The sequence below is a fragment of the Paenibacillus sp. M-152 genome, from assembly GCF_003856555.1.
Taxonomy (GTDB): domain Bacteria; phylum Bacillota; class Bacilli; order Paenibacillales; family Paenibacillaceae; genus Paenibacillus; species Paenibacillus polymyxa_C.
The window spans coordinates 2048413-2075123 of sequence record NZ_CP034141.1 but is presented as its reverse complement, the minus strand read 5'-3'; the positions used below and the strand labels follow the sequence as shown (position 1 = coordinate 2075123).

Genomic DNA, 26711 nt, shown 5'->3' with positions numbered 1-26711 from the left:
ATATGTATTTGTTCTGGTAATACTCTAACACCTCGCCATCCCTTTACGCTCCCATTAATCTCACAAACTCCAGAAAACGTGTACCTTTATAATGAACCTCCCCGCGATCCCCGATTACAATCATTCCAAAATCCGAACCCTTTACCTTCAGCTCCTTACGTTCACCTCCTTCAAACTCAAAGGTGATATAGTAATCGGTCGAAGCTGAAAAATCACCCGATCCCCCACGCACTCTAGTTCGCTTATCCACAACCTTGCATGAACGTTGAACCTGTTCGGCTGCTTGATTGGAAAGACCCGCTCCGATTGTTTTCACAATCCCCGTAATAATTACAATAGCAATAAGTCCAAACACGATAAAAAAGATCATATTAAACGATTGAAATTCCATAAAAAAACCACTTTCCATCCACTTCATCCTTTCTACAGTAAAATGTAAATTTTACATTCTATTGCCCATTGACAAATCGTACATCTCCAGCCTCAAAAACTCCAATACTTTTTTAACATACTTACGAAAAAAAAGTTCTTTCGCTCTTTTCCGCACCCTGCTTGGACTTACACCGGATCTAGGTCCTCTGAGCCTCTCTAGACCGATTGACAAAACTATATATAGATATAAAATAGAGAATGTACTCTAAATATAGTGTAAAAAACGTATTTATGCCCGATATCTTGAAGATAAAGGTATGAAAATACATGTAAATATAGAGTCAAAAATCTTAAATGGCGCAGCCAGCAAGGGATTACAGCTATAATGGGTCTCTTGGCAATGCCGTTTTCTTTTTTTCGTTAATTGTTAAGGAGGTTGCACACCATGCTGATTGCTTATGATTCCAAGACCGGCAATGTAAAAAGATTTATAAACAAGCTCAAGCTTCCGGCTGTTCAGATTGAGGAACAAATGACTATAGAAGAACCTTACGTACTCATTACATATACAACCGGGTTTGGACAGATACCTGAGAGGGTATCTTCATTTTTGAAAAAAAATGCACAAAACCTTGTTGGTGTAGCTGCAAGCGGCAACCGTAACTGGGGTGATAAATTTGCCAAAAGTGCGGATTTGATTGCCGACCATTATAATGTCCCCGTGATTAGCAAATTTGAATTATCTGGAACGTTCGGAGATGTAGAGCGTTTTAAACAGGAGGTGAGCCGAGTTGCGGCATATTGAATTGAACAACATGTTGATGAAACGCGATACAGACGGCTTTTTCCAATTGGAAAAGGACCAAGAGGCTGTAGCAGAATTTATGAAGGAAGTTCAAGAACGGAGTTTGAAGTTTGCTGACACAGCTGCTCAAGTGCTGTATATGATTGAGAATGATTATTACGAAAATTTCTATAACAGCTACACGGCTGATGAAATTAATGATATTTTCCATATCACTCATAGCTATAATTTTAAATTCCCTTCCTATATGGCAGCATCCAAGTTTTATACCGATTATGCAATGAAGAGTAATGACCGTAAAGTCTACCTGGAACACTACCCTGACCGGGTGGCTGCTGTCGCCCTGCATTTGGGACGCGGCAACGCCGATACGGCCCGCCTGTTGTCCCGCTCGATGATGGAGCAACGTCTCCAGCCAGCTACACCAACTTTCCTGAACGCTGGCAAAAGCCGTCGTGGGGAATTGGTGTCCTGTTTCCTGCTCGAAATGGACGACTCTTTGAACTCAATCAACTATGTACTGAACACTTGCATGCAATTGTCCAAAATTGGCGGCGGTGTGGCGGTTAACCTGTCGAAGCTGCGGTCACGCGGTGAGGCGATTAAAGGTGTAGAAGGCGCAGCAAAAGGCATTATGCCTGTGCTGAAGCTGATGGAAGATGGTTTCTCCTACGCGGATCAAATGGGTCAACGTAAAGGCTCTGGCGCTGCCTATTACAACATATTCGGATGGGACGTGCTGGAGTTCCTGGATAGTAAAAAAATTAATGCCGATGAAAGAGTACGCCTTAAGACACTTTCGATCGGATTGCTGGTGCCCAACCGCTTTTACAAGCTGGCTCAAGATAATGAACCGCTGCATGTGTTTGCACCTTATAGTGTGTTCAAGGCTTATGGAACGCATTTGGACGACATGGATCTGGATGAAATGTACGATACACTGCTCGCTGACGATCGAGTGAAGAAAAAAATAGCAATGAGCGCACGTGATATGCTGACGAAAATTGCCATGATTCAGTTGGAGTCTGGCTATCCATATATTATGAATAAGAGTAACGCAAATCAGGCGCATGCTCTTAAAAACGTGGGCCAAATCAAAATGTCAAACCTGTGCACGGAAATCTTCCAGCTACAGGAAACTTCTGAGATTGCCGATTATGGACAACAGGATATTATTCGCCGGGATGTAAGCTGTAACCTGGCTTCCCTGAACATTGTAAATGTGATGGAGCACGGCAAAATCCGCGAGTCCGTTCATGAGGGTATGATTGCTCTTACCTCGGTCAGCGATATGACCCAAGTAGCTAATGCACCAGGTGTCGCGAAAGCGAACCGTGAAATGCATTCCGTTGGTCTGGGTGTCATGAATCTGCACGGCTACCTTGCCAAGAACAAGATTGCATATGAAAGCAATGAAGCGAAGGATTTTGTCCGTACCTTCTTTATGACGATGAACTATCATTCCATCGAAAAGAGTATGGAAATCGCAAAAGCAGCCGGACAAAGCTTCTATGGATTTGAGGAATCGGATTATGCGACAGGTGTATATTTTGACCGATATCTGAACACAGATTATCGTCCGACAACGGCACGTGTGCAAGAACTGTTCAAGGATATTTATATTCCGACTCAAGCAGACTGGGACACACTTAAAGCAGACGTCATGAAGAACGGTCTGTATCACGCCTACCGTATGGCGATTGCTCCCACTGCCAGCATTTCGTATATTCAAAATGCAACGTCCAGCGTTATGCCGATTGTCGAACAGATTGAAACTCGTACCTATGCGAATTCAACAACTTACTATCCAATGCCGTATTTGCAAAAGGATAATGTATTCTTTTACAAATCCGCTTATCAAATGGATCAATTCAAAGTGCTTGATCTGATTGCTGAAATCCAGCCTCACGTGGACCAAGGAATTTCGACTGTGCTTCATGTGAACAGTGACGTGACTACGCGTCAGTTAGCACGTTGCTATCTGTACGCCGCACATAAAGGACTTAAATCGTTATACTACACACGTACCAAAAAACTGTCTGTGGAAGAGTGCCTCACTTGCTCCATCTAATGCATACATGGTAACAAGCTATAGAATAAAATGAGATTTTGAATAGATATGAATGCTTGGCATTAGAAGCTGTATCCAGCGCGTGGTTCAGACCTTTACAGGATTGAACAAGGCCCTCGCGGATACAGCTTCCGTATGTCAAGCATACGATGACTCTCCGGTAACCTCTCAATGTGTGTTTCCAGGGAATCTCGCAAGCTGAAGGGAGAATGCTAACAATGACAGGTATACAAGCTGTAAACTGGAACCGCTCGGACGATGATTTCACATTGATGTTCTGGAACCAGAACATTATGCAATTTTGGACGGATGATGAAATTCCTCTGTCTGACGATAAAATGTCCTGGGTAACCCTTAGTGATATCGAAAAAGAAGCCTACATGAAGGTGCTGGGCGGCTTGACCCTGCTGGACACCATTCAAGGCGGCGTGGGTATGCCGCAAATTATGGAGCATGTGGACGGACTGCAACGCAAAGCGGTATTAAGCTTTATGGCGATGATGGAGCAAATTCATGCCAAGTCGTACAGTAGCATCTTTACAACCCTGGCTTCCACGGAAGAAATTGACGGTGTATTCCGCTGGGTGGAAGAAAATCCGCATCTCCAAACGAAAGCAGAAACCATTCGTCAGTATTATATGAACATTCATACACCGAAAGACCTGTATCTCGCGATGGCTGCATCGGTGCTGTTAGAAAGCTATTTGTTTTATAGCGGCTTCTTCTATCCTCTCTATCTGGCGGGTCAGGGCAAGCTGACATGCAGCGGGGAAATTATCGATCTGATCCTGCGGGACGAAAGTATACACGGTGTCTACGTAGGTGTACTGGCACAGGAGATTTATGCGGAACTGGACGAGGAAGAACAACGCGATCTCTACCAGACGCTGGTAGGCTTGCTGCGCTACTTGCACAATAACGAAGAACAGTATACCGAGCAAATTTATGCCCCTATTGGACTTGTAGACGATGTTAAAGTCTTCTTGCGCTACAACGCCAACAAGGCCATGATGAACCTGGGCTTTGATCCACTTTTTGAAGAAGAAGAAGTCAATCCCATTGTATTCAACGGCATCAGCACCCACACCAAGCAGCATGATTTCTTTTCTAAAAAAGGAAACGGCTATGTGCGGGCGATGAATGTAGAGCCGCTAACAGATGATGATTTTAACTTTGGCGTATAAGTACACATACGTAAAATGAATTTAGCAAGGCGATACTATAAAGAGCCATCCACATGCGGATGGCTCAGACTGTAAACAAATAGGGTTTCAGAACTTATTCCTAAGTTCTGAAACCCTATTATTTTCTTAAAACTACCTGCTATGCAGGTGGTTACGGAAAGCTTCGAGCGGTAGTTTACATATTCGCATGCGTTCTCTTATATAAAACTGGTATGGCCACCGCTATAAGAATCATACCCATAAAAGCGGGTGCGGCATGACCAAATGATACATAGATTGGACCTCCAATGATAGGTCCAATCATTCTTGCTAAAGCCTGAATAGATTGACTACCTCCTTGAATCCTTCCTTGTTCACTAGAATTGACAGACTTGGAGAGCATCCCATTAAATGAAGGTCCAAAGATCGAATCGCCAAAACCAAATATAAACATTCCAGCGATAATAAGTGGATAGAATGAGAACAAAGCAGATAGCGCAATAAGACCATAGCCTATAATCTCCGAGACCATTCCCAGAATTGCTATCTGTTTATCACTAAGTTTTATCAAGAGCTTTGGCATGATGAAACCTTGTGAAATGATATCTTGGAATCCCATAATCGAAAACATAAGTCCGATTAATGCAGGCTTCCAACCGAAGGTATCCATTGTAAATTGTGAAAAAACTGCCTGTAAAGATCCGTTGGGTATCCAGAGTAAGAATGCTGAGACAAGTAGCCTTTTCAAGTTTTTCATGGAAAGTACGTTTGCAAGCTGTGTATATGGATTCAGTTTTACAAAGGTGATCTCTTTCAGTCTATGTTTCTTGTCAAGGCTCTCCGGCATAATAAAGAATCCATAAACAACATTCAATAAAGTGATTATTGCTCCAAAATACATGGGTACAGAATAACCAAACTTGGCAAGTAATCCTCCTAGGGTTGGGCCAATGACCGTGCCGACACCTACAACCGCACTCACCCATCCAAAGTATTTAGTTCTCTGTTCTGGAGGAATAATGTCTGCAAAATATGCGAAGATCGTGCTTATGCTCCCACCTGTTATACCTTCCATGATGCGTCCAGCAAATAGTACCCATACAGCTCCTCCTATACCAAAAACTAAGTACCCGATTACGGAACCCAAAAGGCATATTAAGAGCAATGGACGACGACCATATTTGTCGCTCAAAGCTCCAAGTACGGGAGCCGCAAAAAACACGCAAAATGCATAAACAGAGGTCAGTAGCGTAACAACTATGGCTTGTTCTTCTGGACTGCTTGTATAAGGCTGCACTAAGAATGGGACGACAGGTGTTATGATACTGAAGCCTATTCCGCAAAGAAACACAGAGATAAGGCCGAATATTAAAGCGTGTTTATCTACGGTTTGTTCTGTGGTCTGTTCATTATGTGATCTAAATTTGAACACTCCAATTCTCCCCTCAAAAGTCGCGATTTTTCTTCCCAGGAAACAAAATTATCGTATCATACTTTTCCTTCCCAGGAAATAAAAAAAAGCAGTCCGTTCTCAATAGAGCCCGGCTGCCTATGGTTTGATTTTCATTATTCAAATTTTATTTCGACTTAATATCGTTACCCTTTTTCTTTATTTCTGCATCCAAATGCCTGCTATACTTATCTATGAAGCTAAGCATACTGTCAAATTGCTCATCAGTTACCTGCTCAAATACGGCTTTATCCCGCTCTTGAAACTCTTTGTGCAGTTCCTCATGGATTTTATAGATTACTTTCCCTTGCTCAGTAAGCCTAAAATAGATTTCTTTTTTGTTATCCGGCTTCTGGTAGCTTTCGATAAGGCCTTTTTTTATGAGCTTTTTAGTTATTTTACTTATGGCACCGCTAGTCATATAAAGGGACTCTGCAAGTGTTGTCACGTTAGAATGTACATTTTTTTCAATGTATTCCATGCAATGTACTTCAGAAGGCTTATGACCCTTAAGACTGTCCTCCATCTTATCCTTATTAAGCCAAACCATCTTGTTATACAAGTCCCTGAAACCCATTATGACCTGTTCTTCTTTGTTCATGGACTATCCCCCCACCCGTTGGTGCATTAACAATTTAATATAATATATTTTTATTTCCATTTCAACAATAACAAAATGATTATTTTAGGAATTGAGCGATACATAAAAAAAGAGATCCAAACACTCCCCATACCTTTATGTATGTATATTTATTTTTCAGACGAAGGACATGCACGCAAAAAAACGGCCAGATCGCTATAGTAGCGGATCGGGCCGTTTTCTATTTACTACGATCGAGCTTCTGTGAACATTTGAAAGGTGACACCAAACTTGTCTGTTACATTCCCATAAGCTGGACTAAAATGGGTTTCCTGCAAAGGCATTCCCACCTGTCCTCCTTGCTGTAAAGCATCAAACATTTTTTTAGCTTGCTCCACACTATCGGTTGTAATACAGATACTCACTTGATTCCCGCTGCTAAACGGTGAGCCGGGAAAGGTATCAGAAAACATGAGCTCTGTCTCACCTACTTTAAGGGTAGCATGTCCCACACGTTCCTTGACCTCTGCGGGAATGGGAAAATCGGGATTTTCCGGCATTTCCCCAAAGGTTTGAATAAAAAGCAGTTGGGCATCCAATGCCTCTTCATAAAATTCGATTGCTTCTCGTGCATTTCCATCCAGCGTGATGTAAGGAATCAAACGTTTGGACATCTTCAACACAGCTCCTTTAATTCGAGGTGATTAACCCAGCCATTTCTCCTGTATTATATACAAAACTTGTCAAGAAAAACAAATCTGCATTCTTAGCTTTCATGCACCTGAATGCCAAGCTGTTTTAGCTCCTTTACCACTTCCGTAACGTTACGCTGTGGATGAAGCGCAGAGATCATCTGGGCAGTGATCGGAACGCCGTTGAAAATCTGGCTTACCACCCCTAGAGAAATCGGCAGCTCATAGTAACTCTCAGCCCAATCCTGATATTCCTCCGGTGTAACTATAATTTTCCCCAGCAAAAAGGATGAGCCATCGTCATATCCCTCAGGAAAGTTCGCGTTGCCCATACGCCACTCCTTATCTCCCGCTTCCCTCCACATACAAAAGGTAACGTCCTCTTTCTCTAGCGCTTCATCTTCCAAAAGCTCCATCATATCATCAGGCACACCGTCGTACATGCCCGGCCAGACCTCATATTCGTCTCTTGCATGAGGACTTACAGGGGATTCGTGGTCAAAACCCTTCAACAACACACCTCCACGTGTCCATAGCATATGAATCGTATCTCCAGCGCCATTGTTCACCTCACCCAGGCACACATCACCAGACCATTCAGACTGCATACGATACGTGCGTAACCAATCTTCTGAAGACAATATAATATCCAGCGCTGATAGCAGCATCATTCTCTCTTTTAAACCATTCGGCGTTACCTGTGCATCAAGCATCATATTTTTCATCATACCTCCACCTTGTTCATGCGTACTAAAATTCCATTTGTCTCTGCTTTTGTCTTTCAAGCTTCGCTTGCTCAACGATCTGCCGAATGAAAGGTCCCTTAGCTTCGGTATACGCTGCGCGGTCATGTTTGAATTGATGCGCCAAATCTTTTTTTAAAGTCTCATACCCTCGCAGGCTCTCAGGATGCGCTTTCAAGTAATCTCTGAACAATAAATGGTTTTCCCAATGTTCTCCTTTATACTTGTAAATATGCAAATGATGGGTCCCAGCTCCCCATTCTCCACGGCGAAAGAAAGCTCGCTCTGGAAAATCAGGCTTATGTACATATTCATATTCAATACCTAGTAAACGCTCTCGCTGTTCGGATTGAATAATCGCCAAATCTTCTACTCCAACCATAATGTCGATAATAGCCTTGGCTCCCAGACCAGGAACGGATGTACTGCCAATATGCTCTACGCCGACACATACGTCTCCGAGGGCCTCTATCATTTTTGCTCGTTCTCGTTTATACTCTGCTACCCACTGCGGATTATATTCGGATATCACTACCTGCTTGGACATGAACGCACCTCCATTCGTTTTTCAAAAAAATGCCTTCCCAGTGCGTTTGGCACACCTCAGAAGGCATTCTCTTGTTCAAATTAAAAATCATTCAGTTGCTTCATCCCTAGGATTTGGCTTCTCAATCACGATCAGACAGGTACTGTCTGGCAAAGGAACCGGCTGTCCCTGCTCATCCATGAACTCAACACGACTGGACAGCGCTTCGGCATAACCCTCCTGCAAATAGTGGCGACTCACCCGGATAATCGCTTGTGAACCAAGTGTGTTACGAATACATTCTTCATACTGTGACGGAGTAAAATAACCAAACTGCTCCTGCACTTCATGCACATAGGCTTCCGCTCCCCATGTATAGGTATATAGAAATTCCATTGCATCATTTACCGGCAAAACAGCCTCATGCTCACCTATACGCTCTATTTCAATGGGGCGACCCGCAAAATCCTGCGCATACCGCATCAGCCATTCCATTCCGTCCGGCTCCAAAAATCGAATACGTCTGCGCTGCTCTACTGGTTCGGTCATAATACCGTCACGAATGATAATGCGTCCGCCGGGTGCAAGTACACGATAAGCGCTTTGCAAAGCAGCTTCCACTGTTTGTGAGTTGAACCTTTTTCCATCTCGTTCGATGTAGGAATACAGCTCGTGAAGAATCGAAGAGAAAATAACCGTGTCCATGCTCTCCGTTTCCACAAATTCTTCCAGTCGAAGCGCATCACCTTTGATGACATCCCAACGACGGTGCTCCAATTGCTTTTTACGTTTAAGAGCCTCAATCACATTCACAGAAATATCAAGACCCAACGGCTTCGAGTCCGGTCTTTCCTGCTCGATCAGGTCCAGCAGTACGCCCCCGCCGGGTCCGATATCCAGTATACGGGTTCCAGTCACGTAATCCAGAATGACCCTTTTGAAATCTGCGGTCTGGTTCATATCTGTAAGGTACGTCTCCTCATTGTGAAAGCGATCATAAGCATCACGCCGTAATCCGAACAGATCAAACAGCAGCAGGACTGCTTTGTCATACAGAGGCGTCTTTTCTGCCTCAATACAAAAGTCGATCAATTTTTCAGCAGCTGATGAAAATACAAAATTAAAAAACACGGTACTTGGCAGCTCCTCCTTATGCTCCACGATTACACTCAAATGAGGATTATGCTTCCGTTTTCCTTTTGTGATATCCTGCCAAGACAGTGCGCTTAAATATTTTTCTATCATTCGTTTTTTGTATACGTTAATTTTCTTAACACCACGATAGTCATAATACATCGTATTCATAAGTGATTCAAAACTGATATGCCGTACCGTTGCAGGCTGTTCCTGCCCTGTGCCATCCCTCAACGTGAGTAAAAATACCTTAACCAGTTCTTGAAGTGAAAAATCCTGCAAAGCTGATTCTACATACCAAAGTGTACGATTCTCCAGCGGAGCCAGCGCCTTCTCTACATTCAGCTCCCGCTCCAGCTCGGCGTAAGCCTGCTCAAACGGCTCACCTTCATGAATCGAAACCGACCGCAATCTCTCCAGTCGCTCCTTTACACTCCAGACTACAGGTGCGTTATCCCAGGCAATCCAGCCGATTAGCTGCTCCACTTCACCGCGTACTTGTTCCCATAATGCAGGATCTACACCGGCGATAATGCATTCGTTTAGTGCTCGTAATACAAGCTCCAATTCCTCCGAGCTCAGCCAGCCCTTACGAGTGATTTCGAGCAGCAGTCGATTTTCTGCAAAGGGTATTTCTCCCCGTATATACTGTCCGATCAATCCATGCGTCTCAATCAAAATTCGGGTCATGCTGTTGCGCGGGTAGGCAGGGGACTCTGCTTGAGCCTGTCTGACATACAGTTGGGAGGAGCCAATATTATGTACAAATAAATTAATGCCCTCATGCTGCCAGCGTAGCCGTTCGCGGACTGTGCCTCCTTTGGCTGTCTCAGACCATACCAATACATCCTCTAGTAGCTCTTTAACCCAGAATGACAATGGAAGTCCGTCCAAAATAAGCAACGTGCGCTCCACGTAGTCCAGCACAGGATTGGCATCCTTTAACTCACCTATGGATCGAATGCGCTCCAAATTTACAATACGCTCCTCAGCCGAAACAAGCAGCTTTAGCCAAGTCGGTGTATCCCAGGCCAGATCACTTTCTTTCCTGTAATTAGCAATGGCTTTTAACGATTGTAACATTTTTCTCACCTCGTGTGATTCGGATTCGGTATGCACAGGAGACTTTGGAAAATATCTTGTATACCCTACACTTTACCATACATTTGTAGCTTCCATCTCGTGGAAAATATTAAACATTTGTATCAATTAATCGCTTGACATGTTCTAGGCTTCACATAACCTGATTTAAAGTTCCCATAGTTTCCGAGACGTCTCTCCCTCCCAAAAGCAAAAAGATACCTTCCAGCCTAAGGCCGAAGATATCTCATTGCTATTGTTAGACGCAGCAAAATCATTTTCCTGCGATGTTTTATAAAGTTATAGCGTCGCTGTGTGACACGTCAATCGTCTAGCATATATTCTGCTTAGTTATTAACGGAAACGCCATCTGGCACTGGAATACCAAAATTAGGTGTTCCATCCTCATTCCAGTTCAACGGCTGAACACGTGTATGACGATTCGGATCATACAGCGGGTCACCTGTAATTTCCTTGTAATTGCGGGCGTGATATACGATAACGTCACTACCATCCTCAGCAACAGTAAAACTGTTGTGACCAGGTCCGAATTGACCTGTCTCCTCATTCGTGCAGAATACCGGCGCAGGAGACTTTGCCCACGATTTCGGGTCAAGTAAGTTTGCATTCTCGTCTGCCGTTAGCAGGCCCATGCAATAATTGTGGTCCGTAGCACTAGCTGAATAGCTGATAAAAATTCGGCCGTTCCGTTTCAGAACCGCTGCACCTTCATTCACCTTAAAACCGATGACTTCCCAGTCATATTCTGGTGTAGAGATCATAACCTGCTCACCGCGCAGCGTCCACGGATTGCTCATTTCTGAAATATACAGATTGGAGTTGCCTACGATGTCCGGGTCTTTCTGAGCCCATACATAATATAGAACGCCATTGTGCTGGAAGGTTGTCGCATCGAGAGCAAACGTCTCCCAGCGAGTTTTGATCTGTCCCTTTTCCACCCATTCGCCTTCCAGAGGATTAGCTGAATCATTTTCCAGCACGAACATCCGATGGTCGAACAGACCTTCCTTCGTTTCTGTGGTACGAGCTGCTGCAAAATAAATGTACCATTTGTCGTTAATATAATGAATTTCCGGTGCCCAAATGTTCGCGCTTAACGGACCTGTTTCATATTTATGCCACACTGCCACTGGCTCTGCTGTATTCAAGCCTTGAATAGTACGTGCCCGCCGAACCTCAATGCGGTCATACTCTGGCACAGATCCGGTAAAATAATAGTACCCATCACTATGCTTGTAAATCCAAGGGTCTGCACGTTGCTCAATGACCGGATTATTAAAGGATACAGTTTGATTCATGGTTTTTCTCTCCTCTATGTGTAATATGTAGTTCATAGGATTAATCGCTGATACGTTTTCCCCAGATGGAAATTCCTTTTTCATTCATACCCGTAAAAATTAGAGTATGGCGACCAAGCTCCCAGTCCCATGAAGGAAGCAATAGCACTTCCTCCTTTGACCCTTCGGACGCATTGCTCCAATTCATTGTTAGAGTACGTCTGCCATCAAAACTCCAGTGACCTTCCAGAGAACCACTGGTTGCCCGCCCTCCATCTTCCAGACGAAGCGGTTCAGCTTCCACCTGACCGTCTACTTCTTGCCTGATCACGATGCGCTCCCAGTTGCCGGATAATAATCTTTTGGGTATATCCTGCTCCTTTTCGCCCGCATACCGCTCCGGCGATACGACAGGCCAGCCATCAGCCGTCCACAATATTTTACGCACATGCAAGTAAGGCCAGCTCTTATCCGTTTCTCCCCGCGCATGATGAACAATATAGTAATCGTCTCCGTCCTTCAGCACGGAATTATGACCTGGCGCAACCCAGCCTTCTCCTTCACTGAAACGATAACCGCCCAGTACCTTGGTCCCAATCTCATATTGAGGCAAATAACTGGTATCTGCCATATCATGTCCATTCATATCTACGTACGGGCCTGTGATGGAATCCGAGCGGGCTACGCGAACATTGTAGTCCTCGAACAAAGAATCATACGAGACGAACAAGTAGTATTTACGGAACACAGGATTGTACACAATGTACGGACCTTCCACAGCCCCGTCCTCGGTTGCCCGATCTCTGGCAGCGATATTTTTACCATAACCAGATTCTTTGAGCTTTCCAGTCTGCGGATCAAGCGGTGTAATATAAATCCCGCCGAAAAAAGATCCGTACACCATCCATGGATTTCCATCAGCATCCAATACCGGATTAGCATCAATTGCATTCAGCTTGTCATGCTCATCCGTTTTAACAACCAGTCCCTCATCCTTCCAAGGACCTTCTGGGGAATGGGATGTCTGTAACCCAATGGCTGATCGTGTGCTGCCAAATGTAGAGGCAGAATAATACATTCGATAGGTATCGCCCATCTTTATGACGTCCGGGGCCCACAGATTCGTTGCTGATGACCATACCCCCGCTTCCTTTGGAATGCCGGGTAAAGCATATTGAACCCAGTTCCAGTGAATCAGGTCGGTCGATTTGCGCACCATGACACCCGGCCTCAGTTCTCCACCTGTCTTTACATCCGTCGAATAGACATAATATCCCTGATCTGTTTTGATAATTGCTGGGTCATGAGCATTGTTAATAGTCCAGCGCTGTTCATCGTCTATCGTGCTTTGATCATACAAGTGATCAGGAGGCGGAGCCTGCGGATATACAGGGTCCGGAGTGTTATCCCCACAGCCGGATAGGCCCAGCATTAGCAGCATAACCATAACTGTTATTCTCCTCCTTCCTTTGCTCAATACATATGGTGACTGCGTTCCATCATTCATCCAAATCGTCCAAGTGCGAGTGTCAATTAACCCTTGACACCTGAAATGGCAACCGACTCAATAATTTGTTTCTGGAAGATTAGGAATATAATCAACACAGGTAACAAGGCTATAATGGAAGCTGCCATAATAAGCGGATAGTCTGTCTGAATGGCGTAAGTCGCATTAAAATTCGCGATAACCAGCTGCAATGTCTGCGTTTCTGGTGAGTTCAAGTAAATAATCGGTGCCAAGTAATCGTTCCAAATCCCCATAAACCATAAGATCAGCTGTGCAGCAACTGCCGGCTTAATGAGTGGGAACGTAATCGACGAATAAAGTCGGAAATAAGAGCTTCCGTCAATTTTAGCAGCTTCGATAATAGCATCTGGTACACTGAGCAAATACTGCCGCAGAAAAAAGATCATAACTACATTACCGAACAAGCCGGGAACGATCAGAGGCAACAGCGTATCTATCCAGCCAAGTTTGGAGAACATCATAAACTGTGGAATCATAACTGTTGGGTAAGGAATCATCATGGATGCGATGAGTGCCAAAAACAGTTTATTTTTATGAGGGAATCTCAGCTTTGCGAATGCAAAAGCGGCCACACTAGATGTGAAGGTACCCACAACCGTGACACTTACAGCCACAATCACGCTGTTCTTGATCCCGCTTAACAGAGGACCTGCTTCCCAAATTTCCTTGTACTTACCGAACTGAAATACCTCTGGTATCCATACTGGTGGAAGTGCAAAGACATCCTGCTTTTCTTTTACCGAAGTGGACAACATCCAAAGCAACGGCGCGATCATTGCAATCGCTCCAATCGCCAGTACAATAAAGATAATGATATTGGTAACTTTCGTTTTTTGACTATGGGACATAATCAGCCTCACTCCTTTCCGCGAAAATCAATCCCCATCAAAGGATGATTTTTCATTCATTTTAAATTGAATCAAAGTTACGATAAAAATGAAGATGCCGAGAATCATAGCCATCGCGGAGGCATATCCCATTTGCAGGTTTTTAAATGCCTTATCCCAAATATAGAAGACAATTGAGGCGGATGAATATTCCGGACCCCCTGTAGGTGTCATAATGTTCATTTCAGTAAAGATTTGCGAACCACCAATAATGTTGGTAACGACCAGGAAGAAGGTTACTGGTTTCACCATTGGCCATGTAATATTGCGGAACATTTGGAATCCGCTAGCTCCGTCCAGCTCTGCTGCTTCATAATAAGAGCGAGATACACTTTGCAGTGCAGCCAGATACAGCAACATTGTATATCCGAGACCTTTCCATACAGTCATGAGAATCAAGGCCGGTTTGACTGTATCCTTATCCATCAGCCAGTTAGGTCCTTTAATACCGAACAGTTCAAGGAATTGGTTCACCAAACCATAATCTCCGTTGTAAGCCCAGTTCCACATAATAGAAACAGCAGCCAACGAAGAAATGACCGGAATATAATAAATCACACGAAATGTCGTCGTACCTGGAATCTTGCGATTCAACCCCAGTGCCAGCAGTAAAGCTAGTACAAGACCGATTGGAATACCCAACATTAAGAAAAGAGTATTGTACATCGATTTGTAAAAGAGTTCATCGCTAAATAAATCCTTAAAATTGTCGAACCCAATAAAGTTCATTTGTCCTAATCCGTCCCAGTCTGTAAAAGAGCCGTATAACGAATAGACAAACGGGAACAACGTAAAGATTAGCAGACCGAGAATAGGCGGAAGAATAAATAAGTATCCATATATCTTCTCTTTGCGGTAGAGATTAGATTTGGTTATCACAGGGCTCACCTCTGTTTCTGATTTGGAATGAAGATGATGTTAGCAGCATGATATTCAGCCACTAACATCATCCTTTTTTCCTCTATTTGCGCATTATTTCTGTGATTTTTTCTCTTGCTCCACCGCTTTATCCAGCAGTTTCTGCATCTTCGGTTGTTCTTGTTTCACATAATCTGCTGCCGTAATTTTGCCATCCAGCACAGGTTGAATATCTGTGAAGAAAATATCGTACCATTCTGCGTTATACGTATAGTTACCTGGTAATGAGCGTCCATAGTCATTTACGATATCAATAAATTCCTGTTTGTTGTTAGGCTTTGTTTTTGTGTCTTTGGCCCATTCATCAGCCATATCCAGCAGGTTCGGAATTTGTACCTTGGCATCTACGAGCTGCTTCATACCTTCTTTGGAAGTAGTCAGATAGTTAACCAGTTCTACAGCTTCATCCGGGTATTTTGTTTTAGAGGAAACACCGATACCCAGAGAACCAATCCATGTTGCCGGTTTGCCAGTCGATCCAGTTGGGAAAGGCAACAAATCATATTCGAATGGCAGTTTTTCAAATGTACTCATATCCCAAGGACCTACTGGGAAGAAAGCCATTTCGCCCTTCATCCAGCGTTGATATGTGTCCAATGTTTGTGATTGTTCAATACCAGGTGTAATTTTATATTTGTTTTGCATATCAGCAAAGAACTGAAGCGCTTCCGCAAATTTCGGATCATCAATTGTTACTTTGGTTTTGCTCTCATCCAGCCAATCAGCACCATTACTCCATACAAAAGCTTGCAATGCCCACTGAACGTTAAAGCCTGTTCCGTATTGATCTGGCTTGCCGTCACCGTTGGTATCTTTGGTCAGCTCTTGGTTAACCTTAATGAACTCATCCCATGTATATGGTTTGTCTTTGTCAGGCAATGGAACACCTGCTTTTTCAAACATGGTTTTGTTATAACCCAAAGCGAATGGACCCAAGTCCTTCGGCATACCGTAAATATTTCCCTGACCGGCCATTTTACCGTCATAGCGATACAAATCTACACCGTATTTCCAGATGTTATCCAGATTTATATCCTTGCTCTTATCAATATAAGGTGTCAGATCCTTCAACACCCCACTGTTAACATAAGCTTTCAAATCCCCAGGGGCAAAATAAAAGATATCTGGAAGATTATTACCTGTAATTGCAGCTCTAAGCTTTGTAGCATATTGATCTGCTGCCGTCACAACCATTTTAACCTTCACACCAGGATGTTCTTCTTCAAATTTTTTGATAACATCCTTATAAGCCTTCTGCTCATCCGTTCCTCCACGGAACATGAAAGTCAATTCCTTGCTTCCATCGCTACTGGAACTTCCTCCACTACAGCCCGCCAGTGCAGCAACCATTAACAACAGAACAACCATTGTTAGCGCAAAACCTTTTTTCTTTGTCAACGCGACCCCTCCTAAAATTAAAATGAAACCGCATACATTAAGTGTTAAATTAACTTCATACCACTCGGCCTAATCTTTAACTGTGCGGTACACAACCCGTTGTTGATTGCCGCTGTGATTATCATCCCTCTCATGTACCGTATAATTAACATTTACCTTTATCAATAATGAATTCGTTTACAAATAAAATATAGCACGCCATTCTACGGTTCGTCAATGCATTTTTCAATCTTTTTAAATAATTATAAAACATAGATTAGAGTAACTTAAAAAGTGAAATTAAATCGTATTTAAGTAATTTTATTAATAAAATCTAATTAAAAAAACTCAAATACGATCTTTTTTATAAAAAACGCTTTATTTTAGAACACGATTTCCTCTCTTCTTCTTTTAGTAAAAAAAATTTACAGAAAAGCAGTTTACTTCTTTATGATTTTATTTTAACATAAATCAAAGTAAAAATATAAGCGCTTACATCACACTTTTTATAGATAAGGATGGGCTATAGCTATGATTTATATTAAGGATTTAATGTCAGGGTTAGATATTTTCAAAGCATTGGGCTCGGAAATCCGCATTCAAATTCTTGAATTACTTGCTGTTCAAGGACAAAGTATGAATGATATTGCGAGCAAGCTGAATTTAAGTAACGGCACCATTACGATGCATATTCGCAAACTGGAAGAATGCGGACTTGTGGAAATCAATACCGTAAGCGGTAAACACGGGACCCGAAAAATGTGTTATTTAAATAAGGAAAAGCTAATGGTAGATCTGCGCAGCAGAGAACAAAAAAATGTGTATGAGGTAGAAATTCGCATCGGTCATTATAGTAACTACCAGGCAGTTCCTACTTGTGGATTAGTGACCAAAGACAGCATTATCGGCGATTTTGATGACCCACGCTATTTTGCAGATCCCGCGCGACTGGACTCTGAAATGATCTGGATGGCAGAAGGCTTTCTGGAATACCGCATTCCTAACTACTTGAAAGCGAATCAATCCTTTACCGAAATTCAATTTTCCGCAGAGCTGGGGTCAGAAGCACCGTGTTATTGTGAGGACTATCCGTCTGATATTTGTTTTCATGTAAATGGTATTGCCATCGGTCACTGGACGAGCCCAGGCGATTTTGGAGCTGTTCCGGGGGTCCTCAATCCCGATTGGTGGCCTCCACACTTGAATCAGTACGGCATGCTGAAGTTAATTCGCATCAATCAACATGGAAGCTTCATTGACGGGTGTCGTATATCAGAAGTCACAATAGACGATATCGGACTTGATTACAAAAGCGATATTACACTGCGTTTATCCGTATCCGATCAATCGCAAAACAAAGGAGGGCTCACTATTTTTGGTAAAAGATTCGGAAATTTCAGCCAAGATTTGCTTGTGCGCGTGCTTTATGATGTACACGAAGAAGATAACTCCAACTCCTAACTCGTCACAGATAAAAAGGCCGAAGTCTGTATTCATTGAATACAGGTCCTCGGCCTCAATCCTAATCCTCACGTAAAGAGATATAGATAAATAGATAAAAGATGAGCGCCATCCCAAACACCAGCCAGCTAAAAGACAGTAAATGAAGCTTCTCCCCTGCATTTACTGCCCAGCTCCAAAGATCCGCAAAAAGCACCAGCGGTTGCAGCAACACATCCCAACTATTCCAGCGTGCAAATCTGCCTATATATACACCTATGCTGGCCAACCACAACATCACAAAGACTACAACCCATGCGAGCCACCCTGAACAAATCTTCCTCAACATACGGTGGATCATCAATACACAAAGAGATGTAAGAAAAAGACCAATTCCAGCGGCTGAAAAGGACGTAAATAAGATTAGCCAAAATTGAGTATTCAACCAAAAACGCGTACCAGGGTTCACATCGTAAAAACGGAATGCATGTAGTAACTCGGTCACTAGATAAAGAGCATTCGGCAGAAAGAACAACCATACCCATGCGGCGAAAAATAAAAGAATATTTCTCACTTTTGCATATCGTAATTTGGATAAAGCCACCATTAACAATGAAATAAACACCGGAACCCAGGCCAGGAATATGTCCCAGTACAGAAATTGATATATCCTCGTCTCGCTTGTGGACTGTAAATACATAATGAGTCCGAAACAGCCCAATGTAGCTACAAGCATCACCCCCAACAAACCGGGCAGCTTGTAACCCTTCCTTCTTAACAGCAAACTTCCATCTACCTCCTGCCTAAAAACGCGTATTTACGTCTTTTTAACTTTTTCATATAGCGCTTTCATATATAGAGAGGGCTTTTATTTATTCCACGTTTCGTATATCCTCGAACACATGGTTTGTTATTGTCAAAGCGTCAAAGGTAACATTACACCCCTCCCCTACTGGAGATTGTGCAACAACCCCAACTTTTAGCTGGCTGGGAACATTCATCCCAAAATATCTGGCCAGTTTCCAATGCTGACCATCCGATGAATAATGAAAGGCAAAGCAATTTCCAGCTCGTGTTACTCGCAAATACGGATTAGAAGCATCCATCGCCCCCGATATACAATCATCGGATGTATCCCGTGTAACCACACTTAGGATCGAGGGGGTATTCTCAAAGTATTCAAAGCACACTTTAGCCCAATGAGTATCATCAGCCACCACCATCAAGCATCCTGAGTCATAGGGCTGCTTCATATCGACACGAACCCTCGTCCATATTGTAAAATCTCCTTGAAGGGTGGTATGCAAAAAAGGAGCGGACGATTTGATAACGGCGCCGGACGGATCTCTAAAAAAATCTGCCTGTGAAGGTGCAGATACTTGTAAAGCCTTGAATTCATTGAAGCTCCATACAGTCGGTTCGTTGATCCAGCCCCATCCTTGAGGCAAAACCTTGTCGTTAAAGCCTTCAAATACATTCATATGGATACCATCCCTCTCTAGCCAATATAGTCTTAACACAGTGAATTTTGGGGTACAGTTCCCCTTGATACCACTATATACGTTATCTTCCAGTCGTCAATGATGATGCCCCTGTCTTTACAATTTATAAAAAAAGACTTGCCATTCTGAAATGTTGTGCTTATAATTACACCTAAATTGATACGGCAACAAATTTCAATGACGAGAACGAGTAAGCTATACAGCGGATTTGCAGAGAGTTGGGGCAGGTGAAAGCCAACATTCCGAGGGTAGCTGAACGCCATCTCTGAGAAGCGGGCTGAACCTGAGTAAGCTCTGCCGCCTTTCCAGCGTTAACCGGAACACGTATTGATGGATACGTGAACAGAGTGTCATTTCCTATGGAATGAAACTAGGGTGGTAACACGGGTATAAACTCGTCCCTTTTACAGGGGCGGGTTTTTTTGTTTTTCAATAAGGAGGAATCAACATGACAAATGTATCGACAGCAGTATCTATAACTGATTTTTTGACTCCGGCTGTACGGGAAATGCCGCCTTCAGGTATCCGTCGGTTTTTTGAATATAGTGCAGGCAGAAAAGATATCGTATCGCTTGGTGTTGGTGAACCGGATTTTGTAACTCCTCAACATGTGAGAAAGGCCTGTATCACAGCACTGGAAAATGGTAAAACCTCATACACACCCAATGCAGGTCTCCCTGAGCTTCGTGAGGAAATTGCCGGATATCTGGAGAGCAGCTTCAGCACATCCTATAACCCGGCAGATGAAATCATGGTCACTGTTGGCAGTAGTGAAGCATTGGATTTGGCGCTACGCGCCCTCATCACAACACACGATGAAATACTCATACCAGCTCCCTGTTATATTTCGTATTCGCCTATTACGTTTTTGAACGGAGGACATACCGTAACGGTTGAAACGTCTGCTGACCAGCAGTTTAAGCTGACAGCTGAGGCGCTCAAATCCAAGCTGACTCCACGATCCAAAGTGCTTATTCTCTGTTATCCGAACAACCCGACTGGCGGGGTGATGACCTATGAGGATTGGCTACCCATTGCCCGTCTGGTTGAGGAGCATAATCTGATCGTCATATCGGACGAAATTTATGCTGAATTGACCTATGGACAGCAGCATGTAAGTTTCGCTTCTCTGCCAGGAATGAAAGAACGCACCCTGCTCATCAGCGGCTTTTCCAAAGCATTTGCCATGACAGGCTGGAGGGTCGGCTATGTATGCGGTCCGAAAGAGTTGATTTCAGCCATGCTGAAAATCCATCAATATACAGCCATGTGCGCGCCTATTATCGGGCAAATTGCCGCTATTGAATCCCTGCGCAACGGGCTGGAGGAAAAAGATCGTATGATGGAGTCCTACAATCAACGTAGAAAATGGTTCGTTGCTGCCCTCTGTCAGACAGGGCTTCCATGTCATGAACCAAATGGTGCCTTCTATGCTTTTCCCTCCATTATGCACACAGGGTTAAGCTCAGAACAGTTTGCCAAACGACTGTTGGAAGAACAAGGAGTTATAACGGTCCCGGGTTCCGCATTCGGCCCAGGCGGCGAAGGTTTTATCCGCTGCTCGTATGCGTCATCACGTGAACAGCTGGAAACGGCTCTGGAACGCATCAGCGTATTCCTGAAACGCCTGTAAACCGATTTTCCATCGCATGAACTGAACATGAGCATGAGGTGAACATTTACTTCAGCAGCTTCTGAATAAGCTTTTTCTGGTGTGGTGGCAAGCCTTCCGGCCATTCCCCTACGCGGCAGTAACAAATGTCGGAGATTTCAGCGCTTGGTCGAAAGGTACCCGGGATAACCCGGCCTGTAAAAATAAGATCCACGCGGTTCGGCAACTGGCCAAACTGGGCTTGCGCCAATGAGGTGATCTCTACCTCCAGCCCAGTTTCTTCCCGGACTTCGCGCCGTAAAGCGGTTTCCGGCTGCTCTAGCTCCATCCAGCCGCCGGGAATTCCCCACGGTTGCTTCCGGTATACGTGCTTTAATAGCAGCACTTCCCCGGCATCGTTCGTGAAAATGCCCAGCACAGCAATTAAAAATTTATGTTGTGCCCGGTACACCAATGCATTTTTCAATCGAGTGAACGGCGTATGCTTATACATGAATACAAGCTAATCCCGCGGAATCTTATTTATCAGCTTAACCAGCATAACACACCTCCAGTTGAGCATTCTTACATCAATTCATTCGTTGGATTAAGTTAAATGAGGAGCTTAAGTATGTATACTAAAAATTTAACCTATAGGTGACTGTAGCTTACGGCTATATAACTGAGCATTTTCCGCATCAAAACAAACAAAAATAATCTCATTCAACCCAACATGTTCCTGTACAAAACGTGTCACTTCCTGTATAGCAATCTCGGCCGCCTTTTCTTTCGGGAATCGGTAGATGCCTGTGCTGATATTGGGAAAAGCAATGCTGCGTGCATTCAATTCTAAAGCTAATTGCAGTGTATGACGGTAGCATGTCGCCAATAACTCTTCTTCCTGATGGTCTCCACCATTCCACACAGGGCCGACAGTATGAACAACATATTGGGCTTCCAGCTTGCCAGCCGTCGTATAAACTGCGCCTCCTACCGGACATCCCCCTTGCTTGTTTCTGATTCGGGCACAATCTTCCAATATAGCCGGACCGCCAGCTCTATGAATTGCACCATCTACACCACCGCCACCCAGCAAGCTTGTATTTGCAGCGTTGACAATAATATCCGCCTTACAACGGGTAATATCCCCTTGCACCACACGTATGATCACGTTAAATCGTTCAATTTGGGTATCCATTGATCCTCCTTCTCTTCTAAAAACCAGCTTTGTTATATAGTCATCTTATAGTCTCTACAAGCGATTTCTAAAATATCGTCATAGGTTTTCAACAGAAAGTGTTTTAGATTTTTCCCCCGTGCACTAGCTATTGTAGCTAATAATGGCGTATCTGTAAGCTCATCAAAACTACTACCTTGCGTATACTTCTGCTCAGGCATGTCTAAAGCCACATCCAGTTCAATCATATTAAAGTAGTAGACTCCTGTAAATATAAGCTCATAGGGTACAAAATCGTCTACTGCTTCTGACGCCAACCCCCCATTAATCTCTCCCTTCAAAACCAGCTCTTTCTTCGCATAATTCATATGAACCTGATCCAAATAGACCGCATCCCGCCCATGCAATTCGCCAAGCGGCGTTTGAATAGCTTTTATGTGTGGCATCCAGGTGTTCTCCAGTCCTAAGTTATTTTCCATCCAGCAACATAAGTGCGGTCGCAACCGCATGATCCACAAAAGAACGCTCTGGGCGTGACTTCATCATCACGGTTATCCCGATTAACAAAGAGACCAACGTGTGTGCCAAAGCTCGTTCATCTATAGTCACCTCAAGCTCCCCAGATTGAATACCACGTTCGAGGGTCTCCTGAAAGACAGCAGAGAGATACATCTGATGTTCTCTGGTTAAAATTTCAAACCTCTCATCATGAGGGGCTAGTTCTACCATTGTATTGATGCAAAAGCATCCCTTATTGGACCCCTCCTCGTACTCTTCTGCCACCACTCCTCCAAAAAAATTGTAAAATGCTTCTTTTACAGATGAACTATTTTGCAGTTTAGCCCTTACACAAGCTGCATGAGATTGCGTATATTTACGTAGCGCAGCTTCGAACAATTGCTTTTTATCCCCATAGGCAGCATATATGCTGGGGCGTTGTATTCCCATACGCGAGGTTAAATCGCTTAAAGACGTGGCCTCGAAACCCTTTTCCCAAAAAACTTGCATCGCTGCATCCAACGCTTGATCTTCATCAAATTCTCGTGGTCGAACCATACTTATCCCCTTATTTTCGTATCGTTCAGTATATTAAGATTGTATGATTTCCAGAAGCGGCTGTCAAATATATACGGGTTAAACTCTTGACAAATCTTATGGATGAGAGTTACATTGACCTAAAATCATTACATACCAATCGGTATATTATACTGATCAGTATGTAAATCACAGAAAGCGACGTGGTATGTGAAAATGAAGACGTCAGAAGAAAACGCTCTCCCCCTCTCCCATCAAACGATAGCAAACACTGCCGAAATAGCCCCCGTTCCGGTCCTGTCCCGGTCTGTGGCACTTTTGTTTGCTATAGCCTGCGGGCTGGCTGTCGCTAACATTTACTATGCACAGCCATTACTGGATGCGCTGGCACACGAGTTTGGCATTACACACTCATCAGTCGGTATCGTTATTACCGTCACGCAAATTTGTTATGCGTTAGGACTGCTGCTGCTCGTCCCGCTTGGCGATCTCTTGAACAGACGGCGATTGATTACAGGACAAATGCTGCTATCTGTGCTGGCATTAATCCTGGTTAGCTTTGCCCCTACCCGTACAATACTGCTTATGGGAATGGCAATGGTTGGACTGCTGGCTGTCGTGACTCAAACACTCGTGGCATTCGCCTCGACCTTGGCTAATCCGACTGAACGCGGGCAGGTCGTAGGGCTGGTAACCAGCGGAGTCGTTATCGGCATTTTACTCGCACGAACCGTTGCTGGTGTATTAACTGATCTGGCAGGCTGGCGTTCAGTTTACCTTATTTCTGCTGTACTTACGCTGTTTATGGCTGTGGCTCTATTGCGAGTGCTCCCAAAGAACGAACCCACAAGCGCCACACTTTCCTATGCGCAGCTACTTCGCTCGGTTATCACACTGTTCGTCCAAGAACGAATTCTGCGTATTCGTGCTGTCCTTGCGCTGCTCATTTTCACAGCGTTCAGCATACTGTGGACTTCGCTTGTATTACCTCTCAGTGCCCCCCCATTTTCTCTTTCACACACTGCAATTGGGGCCTTCGGCTTGGCTGGAGTCGCCGGAGCACTAGCAGCAGCACAAGCAGGGCGGCTTGCCGATCAAGGCTTGGGACAACGAACGACAGGTATCGCACTAGTTGTATTGCTGCTGTCCTGGCTACCTATAGGCTACACCGAGCATTCTCTATTCGCTTTAACTCTTGGTGTCATTCTTTTGGACTTGGCCGTACAGGCTGTACATGTCACAAACCAGAGCTTGATTTTTAACGTTCGCCCTGAAGCACGGAGCCGACTTACCGCAGGCTACATGATATTTTATTCCATCGGTAGCGCCACTGGAGCCATTACCTCCACTCACATGTATACCTATGCTGGGTGGAATGGAGTTTGTCTATTGGGGGCTGGTGTCAGTGCTCTAGCTCTCATTTTTTGGGCGGTGACTCGACGTTCAACTTGATGGTAAACCCATATGGTTTGGATCAACGAAAAACCGCCTGGGCCTCAATAACGGCCTAGGGCGGTTCTCTTCTATCACTGTAGATCATCACTTAATTGCAATATAAATCAAAACGGGTTCATCTGGATTGCCATACACTTCAAAATCACCTGTGTAGGTCCGCTCCCCTTGTCCCGTGGCAGCCCATGCCCAAATTGTCTGCCATACACGGAAGACAGAAGAAGGTTCATGGGTTGCCTGAAAAATAGCATAGCGTGCAGCCGGAATTACAAGTTCTTCAAGCTCGTCAGGAGTTTGGAAGTCCTCAGCCGCTTCCTTTCCAATAAAAAATGTATACTCGCCCAGAGCTCCATTTTCATAGTCAGTATAGCAACCATAGATGGAAGCAAGTCCTTCATGACCCCTGATCCGACCTGCCACATTCTCACCTACAAAACGCTCCCACATGCCTGGAATGATCCCGTGAGGTGTTTGTTCCTTCTGATTGTTTGTGCGTGCTTTTAGACCAATTAAATGGATTTCACCTCGGTACTCCTCCCGAATGGGTCCATCAAATGGAAGCTCTGTATTCTCTAAAGACCGCCACCTCTTCAAATGCGGTAGGTAATTACGCAGCATCGAAGTCGCTTCTTCTGCCTGCATACCCTCTTCTACCAGGATCGGCACACACTGCTGGATCATTCCCTCCATCGTCAAGTCAGGCTGTACAAATGCACCTTCCTTGTAACAATACTTGCAATACTCATCTGTTTTATGATGTTGTGCATCCGTTCCATATTGATCCTCATTCTCCAGCGGCATCCCGCAACTTTGACAAGCTTTATCCATTCTCGTAAATCCCCTTTCGCTAACTCATATCTGGTATGCCACCAGTATAACGAAACAAACCTGACAACTATGGGTCAGGTTCGTTTTACTTTAATCTAAGATTTACTCTATAATTCCTAGCCTTCTTCATAATTAGACGCAATACGCAACGCCATCTTATGAATCTTGTCTCGCAAATGAGCCGGTTCTTTGACAACCACATCCGGCCCGAGGCTTAAAATGAACCCGTACACCCACGCATCCTCGGGAAACGGGACCGAAACTGTGTAAATTCCTTCCTCCTGCTCGTTCAATGCTTCCACACCAAACCAGTCCTCCCCCAGATGTCTTGAGTTGCGGTTAAATTGTAGCGTAAACGGTTGTACATCCCTGGATGCCGTCATCCGTCCCTCATTCCACGGCAGCACTTCATCAGAAAGATCCCTGCGGGTGAAAGCCGTCTCTGTAACTACAGGCTCACTCATACGAGAAAGCTTGAACAACCGAAACTGCCCCCTGTCAGGACAATACGCATACACAAACCATTGTTGCCCTTTCAGCACAAGCGTATGTGGTTCCACATTCCGCTTCGTTCGGGTTCCTTCCGCATTTCGATAGATAAAAGCAACCGTACGCGCTTGACTCATTGCCTCTTTTACCTTTATTAATTTAGCTTCCTGGACAGACTGATTTCCCCATCCCGAATGATCGACGATAAACTGTGTGGTACGGACACTAAATTGCTCTTTTTCAGACTCTGGTATAATGCTTTCAAATTTATGAAGTAACCGGGATACGTTGGGACCGCCCAACGACGAGGACAAACTCTGTAGGCCCATCACAATGTCCTTGATATCATGATCCGTCAGCATACTGCGATCCAGACGATATCCTTCCATCAGCCCAATCCCCCCACCTGCTCCCTGAAAAGTTACTACTGGGATACCAGCCAGACTAATCGCTTCAATATCTCTATAAATCGTCCGAATTGAAACCTCATACAAATCAGCGAGTTCCTTTGCTTGTATTCTATTTCTTTTCAGCAGCAAAATGACGATAGAAAGCAATCGATCGATTTTCATT

General features: G+C 44.1%; 26 protein-coding genes and 1 other annotated feature. Of the genes, 6 read left to right on the top strand and 20 right to left on the bottom strand.

Features of this window, described 5'->3' with window-relative positions:
• Positions 1 to 43: 43 nt before the first annotated feature.
• Positions 44 to 409, bottom strand: a complete 366-nt coding sequence (locus EGM68_RS09520) for a DUF2500 domain-containing protein (protein ID WP_013370561.1) — start codon at positions 407 to 409, stop codon at positions 44 to 46.
• Positions 410 to 817: 408 nt separating this feature from the next.
• On the opposite strand from EGM68_RS09520, the gene nrdI reads away from it, so the two are divergent.
• The 3 genes from nrdI to nrdF all read left to right on the top strand — a co-directional run bounded on the left by nrdI (position 818) and on the right by nrdF (position 4432).
• Entirely contained in the window at positions 818 to 1177 is a 360-nt protein-coding gene (nrdI, locus tag EGM68_RS09515) for a class Ib ribonucleoside-diphosphate reductase assembly flavoprotein NrdI (protein ID WP_013370560.1), read from the top strand.
• A complete protein-coding gene (nrdE, locus tag EGM68_RS09510; protein WP_013370559.1) occupies positions 1164 to 3248 on the top strand; it encodes a class 1b ribonucleoside-diphosphate reductase subunit alpha in 2085 nt (694 codons plus the stop codon). Before nrdI ends, nrdE begins: the two co-directional genes overlap by 14 nt.
• A 218-nt stretch (positions 3249 to 3466) precedes the next feature.
• Positions 3467 to 4432: a class 1b ribonucleoside-diphosphate reductase subunit beta gene (gene nrdF / locus EGM68_RS09505; protein WP_013370558.1), complete on the top strand. Its 966-nt coding sequence runs from the start codon at positions 3467 to 3469 to the stop codon at positions 4430 to 4432.
• Positions 4433 to 4607: 175 nt separating this feature from the next.
• Here the strand turns inward: nrdF and EGM68_RS09500 are convergent, their stop codons facing one another.
• The 11 genes from EGM68_RS09500 to EGM68_RS09450 all read right to left on the bottom strand — a co-directional run bounded on the left by EGM68_RS09500 (position 4608) and on the right by EGM68_RS09450 (position 16645).
• Positions 4608 to 5843, bottom strand: a complete 1236-nt coding sequence (locus EGM68_RS09500) for an MFS transporter (protein ID WP_129549070.1) — start codon at positions 5841 to 5843, stop codon at positions 4608 to 4610.
• A gap of 145 nt (positions 5844 to 5988) precedes the next feature.
• Positions 5989 to 6462 (bottom strand): MarR family transcriptional regulator, encoded by a 474-nt coding sequence (locus EGM68_RS09495; RefSeq protein WP_040101624.1) that lies wholly within the window; start codon positions 6460 to 6462, stop codon positions 5989 to 5991.
• 227 nt (positions 6463 to 6689) lie between these two features.
• Complete coding sequence (locus EGM68_RS09490; RefSeq protein WP_013370555.1) at positions 6690 to 7115, bottom strand: VOC family protein; 426 nt, start codon at positions 7113 to 7115, stop codon at positions 6690 to 6692.
• A gap of 92 nt (positions 7116 to 7207) precedes the next feature.
• Positions 7208 to 7861, bottom strand: coding sequence for a hypothetical protein (locus tag EGM68_RS09485; protein WP_014599644.1), 654 nt, complete (start codon positions 7859 to 7861; stop codon positions 7208 to 7210).
• Positions 7862 to 7883: 22 nt separating this feature from the next.
• The gene (locus EGM68_RS09480; RefSeq protein WP_129549069.1) at positions 7884 to 8423 is read right to left on the bottom strand and encodes a GrpB family protein; all 540 of its coding nucleotides are present in this window, start codon (positions 8421 to 8423) and stop codon (positions 7884 to 7886) included.
• 87 nt (positions 8424 to 8510) lie between these two features.
• A complete protein-coding gene (locus EGM68_RS09475; protein WP_025676900.1) occupies positions 8511 to 10619 on the bottom strand; it encodes a class I SAM-dependent methyltransferase in 2109 nt (702 codons plus the stop codon).
• A gap of 344 nt (positions 10620 to 10963) precedes the next feature.
• Positions 10964 to 11935: a glycoside hydrolase family 43 protein gene (locus tag EGM68_RS09470; RefSeq protein ID WP_013370551.1), complete on the bottom strand. Its 972-nt coding sequence runs from the start codon at positions 11933 to 11935 to the stop codon at positions 10964 to 10966.
• A gap of 40 nt (positions 11936 to 11975) precedes the next feature.
• Entirely contained in the window at positions 11976 to 13361 is a 1386-nt protein-coding gene (locus EGM68_RS09465) for an arabinan endo-1,5-alpha-L-arabinosidase (protein WP_129549068.1), read from the bottom strand.
• A gap of 86 nt (positions 13362 to 13447) precedes the next feature.
• Positions 13448 to 14290 (bottom strand): carbohydrate ABC transporter permease, encoded by an 843-nt coding sequence (locus EGM68_RS09460; RefSeq protein WP_013370549.1) that lies wholly within the window; start codon positions 14288 to 14290, stop codon positions 13448 to 13450.
• Between the two features lie 27 nt (positions 14291 to 14317).
• A complete protein-coding gene (locus EGM68_RS09455; protein ID WP_013370548.1) occupies positions 14318 to 15208 on the bottom strand; it encodes a carbohydrate ABC transporter permease in 891 nt (296 codons plus the stop codon).
• Positions 15209 to 15301: 93 nt separating this feature from the next.
• On the bottom strand, positions 15302 to 16645 hold the full coding sequence (locus EGM68_RS09450; RefSeq protein ID WP_013370547.1) for an ABC transporter substrate-binding protein: 1344 nt from the start codon (positions 16643 to 16645) through the stop codon (positions 15302 to 15304).
• A 510-nt stretch (positions 16646 to 17155) separates the two neighbouring features.
• On the opposite strand from EGM68_RS09450, the gene EGM68_RS09445 reads away from it, so the two are divergent.
• The gene (locus tag EGM68_RS09445; protein ID WP_013370546.1) at positions 17156 to 18085 is read left to right on the top strand and encodes an ArsR/SmtB family transcription factor; all 930 of its coding nucleotides are present in this window, start codon (positions 17156 to 17158) and stop codon (positions 18083 to 18085) included.
• Between the two features lie 61 nt (positions 18086 to 18146).
• On the opposite strand, the gene EGM68_RS09440 is transcribed toward EGM68_RS09445, so the two are convergent.
• Both EGM68_RS09440 and EGM68_RS09435 read right to left on the bottom strand, forming a co-directional pair.
• The gene (locus EGM68_RS09440; RefSeq protein WP_129549067.1) at positions 18147 to 18848 is read right to left on the bottom strand and encodes a DUF1361 domain-containing protein; all 702 of its coding nucleotides are present in this window, start codon (positions 18846 to 18848) and stop codon (positions 18147 to 18149) included.
• Positions 18849 to 18936: 88 nt separating this feature from the next.
• Positions 18937 to 19545 (bottom strand): DUF1349 domain-containing protein, encoded by a 609-nt coding sequence (locus EGM68_RS09435; protein WP_129549066.1) that lies wholly within the window; start codon positions 19543 to 19545, stop codon positions 18937 to 18939.
• A gap of 189 nt (positions 19546 to 19734) precedes the next feature.
• Positions 19735 to 19972, top strand: a binding site (T-box leader).
• A gap of 42 nt (positions 19973 to 20014) precedes the next feature.
• On the opposite strand from EGM68_RS09435, the gene EGM68_RS09430 reads away from it, so the two are divergent.
• Positions 20015 to 21199, top strand: coding sequence for an aminotransferase class I/II-fold pyridoxal phosphate-dependent enzyme (locus EGM68_RS09430; RefSeq protein WP_013370543.1), 1185 nt, complete (start codon positions 20015 to 20017; stop codon positions 21197 to 21199).
• Between the two features lie 46 nt (positions 21200 to 21245).
• On the opposite strand, the gene EGM68_RS09425 is transcribed toward EGM68_RS09430, so the two are convergent.
• The 4 genes from EGM68_RS09425 to EGM68_RS09410 all read right to left on the bottom strand — a co-directional run bounded on the left by EGM68_RS09425 (position 21246) and on the right by EGM68_RS09410 (position 23390).
• Positions 21246 to 21671: an NUDIX hydrolase gene (locus tag EGM68_RS09425; protein ID WP_240664144.1), complete on the bottom strand. Its 426-nt coding sequence runs from the start codon at positions 21669 to 21671 to the stop codon at positions 21246 to 21248.
• 132 nt (positions 21672 to 21803) lie between these two features.
• Positions 21804 to 22355, bottom strand: a complete 552-nt coding sequence (locus EGM68_RS09420; protein WP_129549065.1) for an O-acetyl-ADP-ribose deacetylase — start codon at positions 22353 to 22355, stop codon at positions 21804 to 21806.
• 32 nt (positions 22356 to 22387) lie between these two features.
• Positions 22388 to 22780 carry a hypothetical protein gene (locus EGM68_RS09415; RefSeq protein WP_064963165.1) on the bottom strand — a complete coding sequence of 131 codons (393 nt, stop codon included), beginning with the start codon at positions 22778 to 22780 and terminating at the stop codon, positions 22388 to 22390.
• Between the two features lie 22 nt (positions 22781 to 22802).
• Complete coding sequence (locus tag EGM68_RS09410) at positions 22803 to 23390, bottom strand: TetR/AcrR family transcriptional regulator (protein WP_129549064.1); 588 nt, start codon at positions 23388 to 23390, stop codon at positions 22803 to 22805.
• Between the two features lie 195 nt (positions 23391 to 23585).
• Between EGM68_RS09410 and EGM68_RS09405 the strand changes: the two genes are divergently transcribed.
• Positions 23586 to 24821: an MFS transporter gene (locus EGM68_RS09405; protein ID WP_058711310.1), complete on the top strand. Its 1236-nt coding sequence runs from the start codon at positions 23586 to 23588 to the stop codon at positions 24819 to 24821.
• A gap of 87 nt (positions 24822 to 24908) precedes the next feature.
• On the opposite strand, the gene EGM68_RS09400 is transcribed toward EGM68_RS09405, so the two are convergent.
• Positions 24909 to 25649, bottom strand: a complete 741-nt coding sequence (locus EGM68_RS09400; RefSeq protein WP_064963167.1) for a zinc ribbon domain-containing protein — start codon at positions 25647 to 25649, stop codon at positions 24909 to 24911.
• Positions 25650 to 25765: 116 nt separating this feature from the next.
• Positions 25766 to 26710 carry a helix-turn-helix transcriptional regulator gene (locus EGM68_RS09395; protein WP_025676920.1) on the bottom strand — a complete coding sequence of 315 codons (945 nt, stop codon included), beginning with the start codon at positions 26708 to 26710 and terminating at the stop codon, positions 25766 to 25768.
• Between the last annotated feature and the right edge of the window lies 1 nt (position 26711).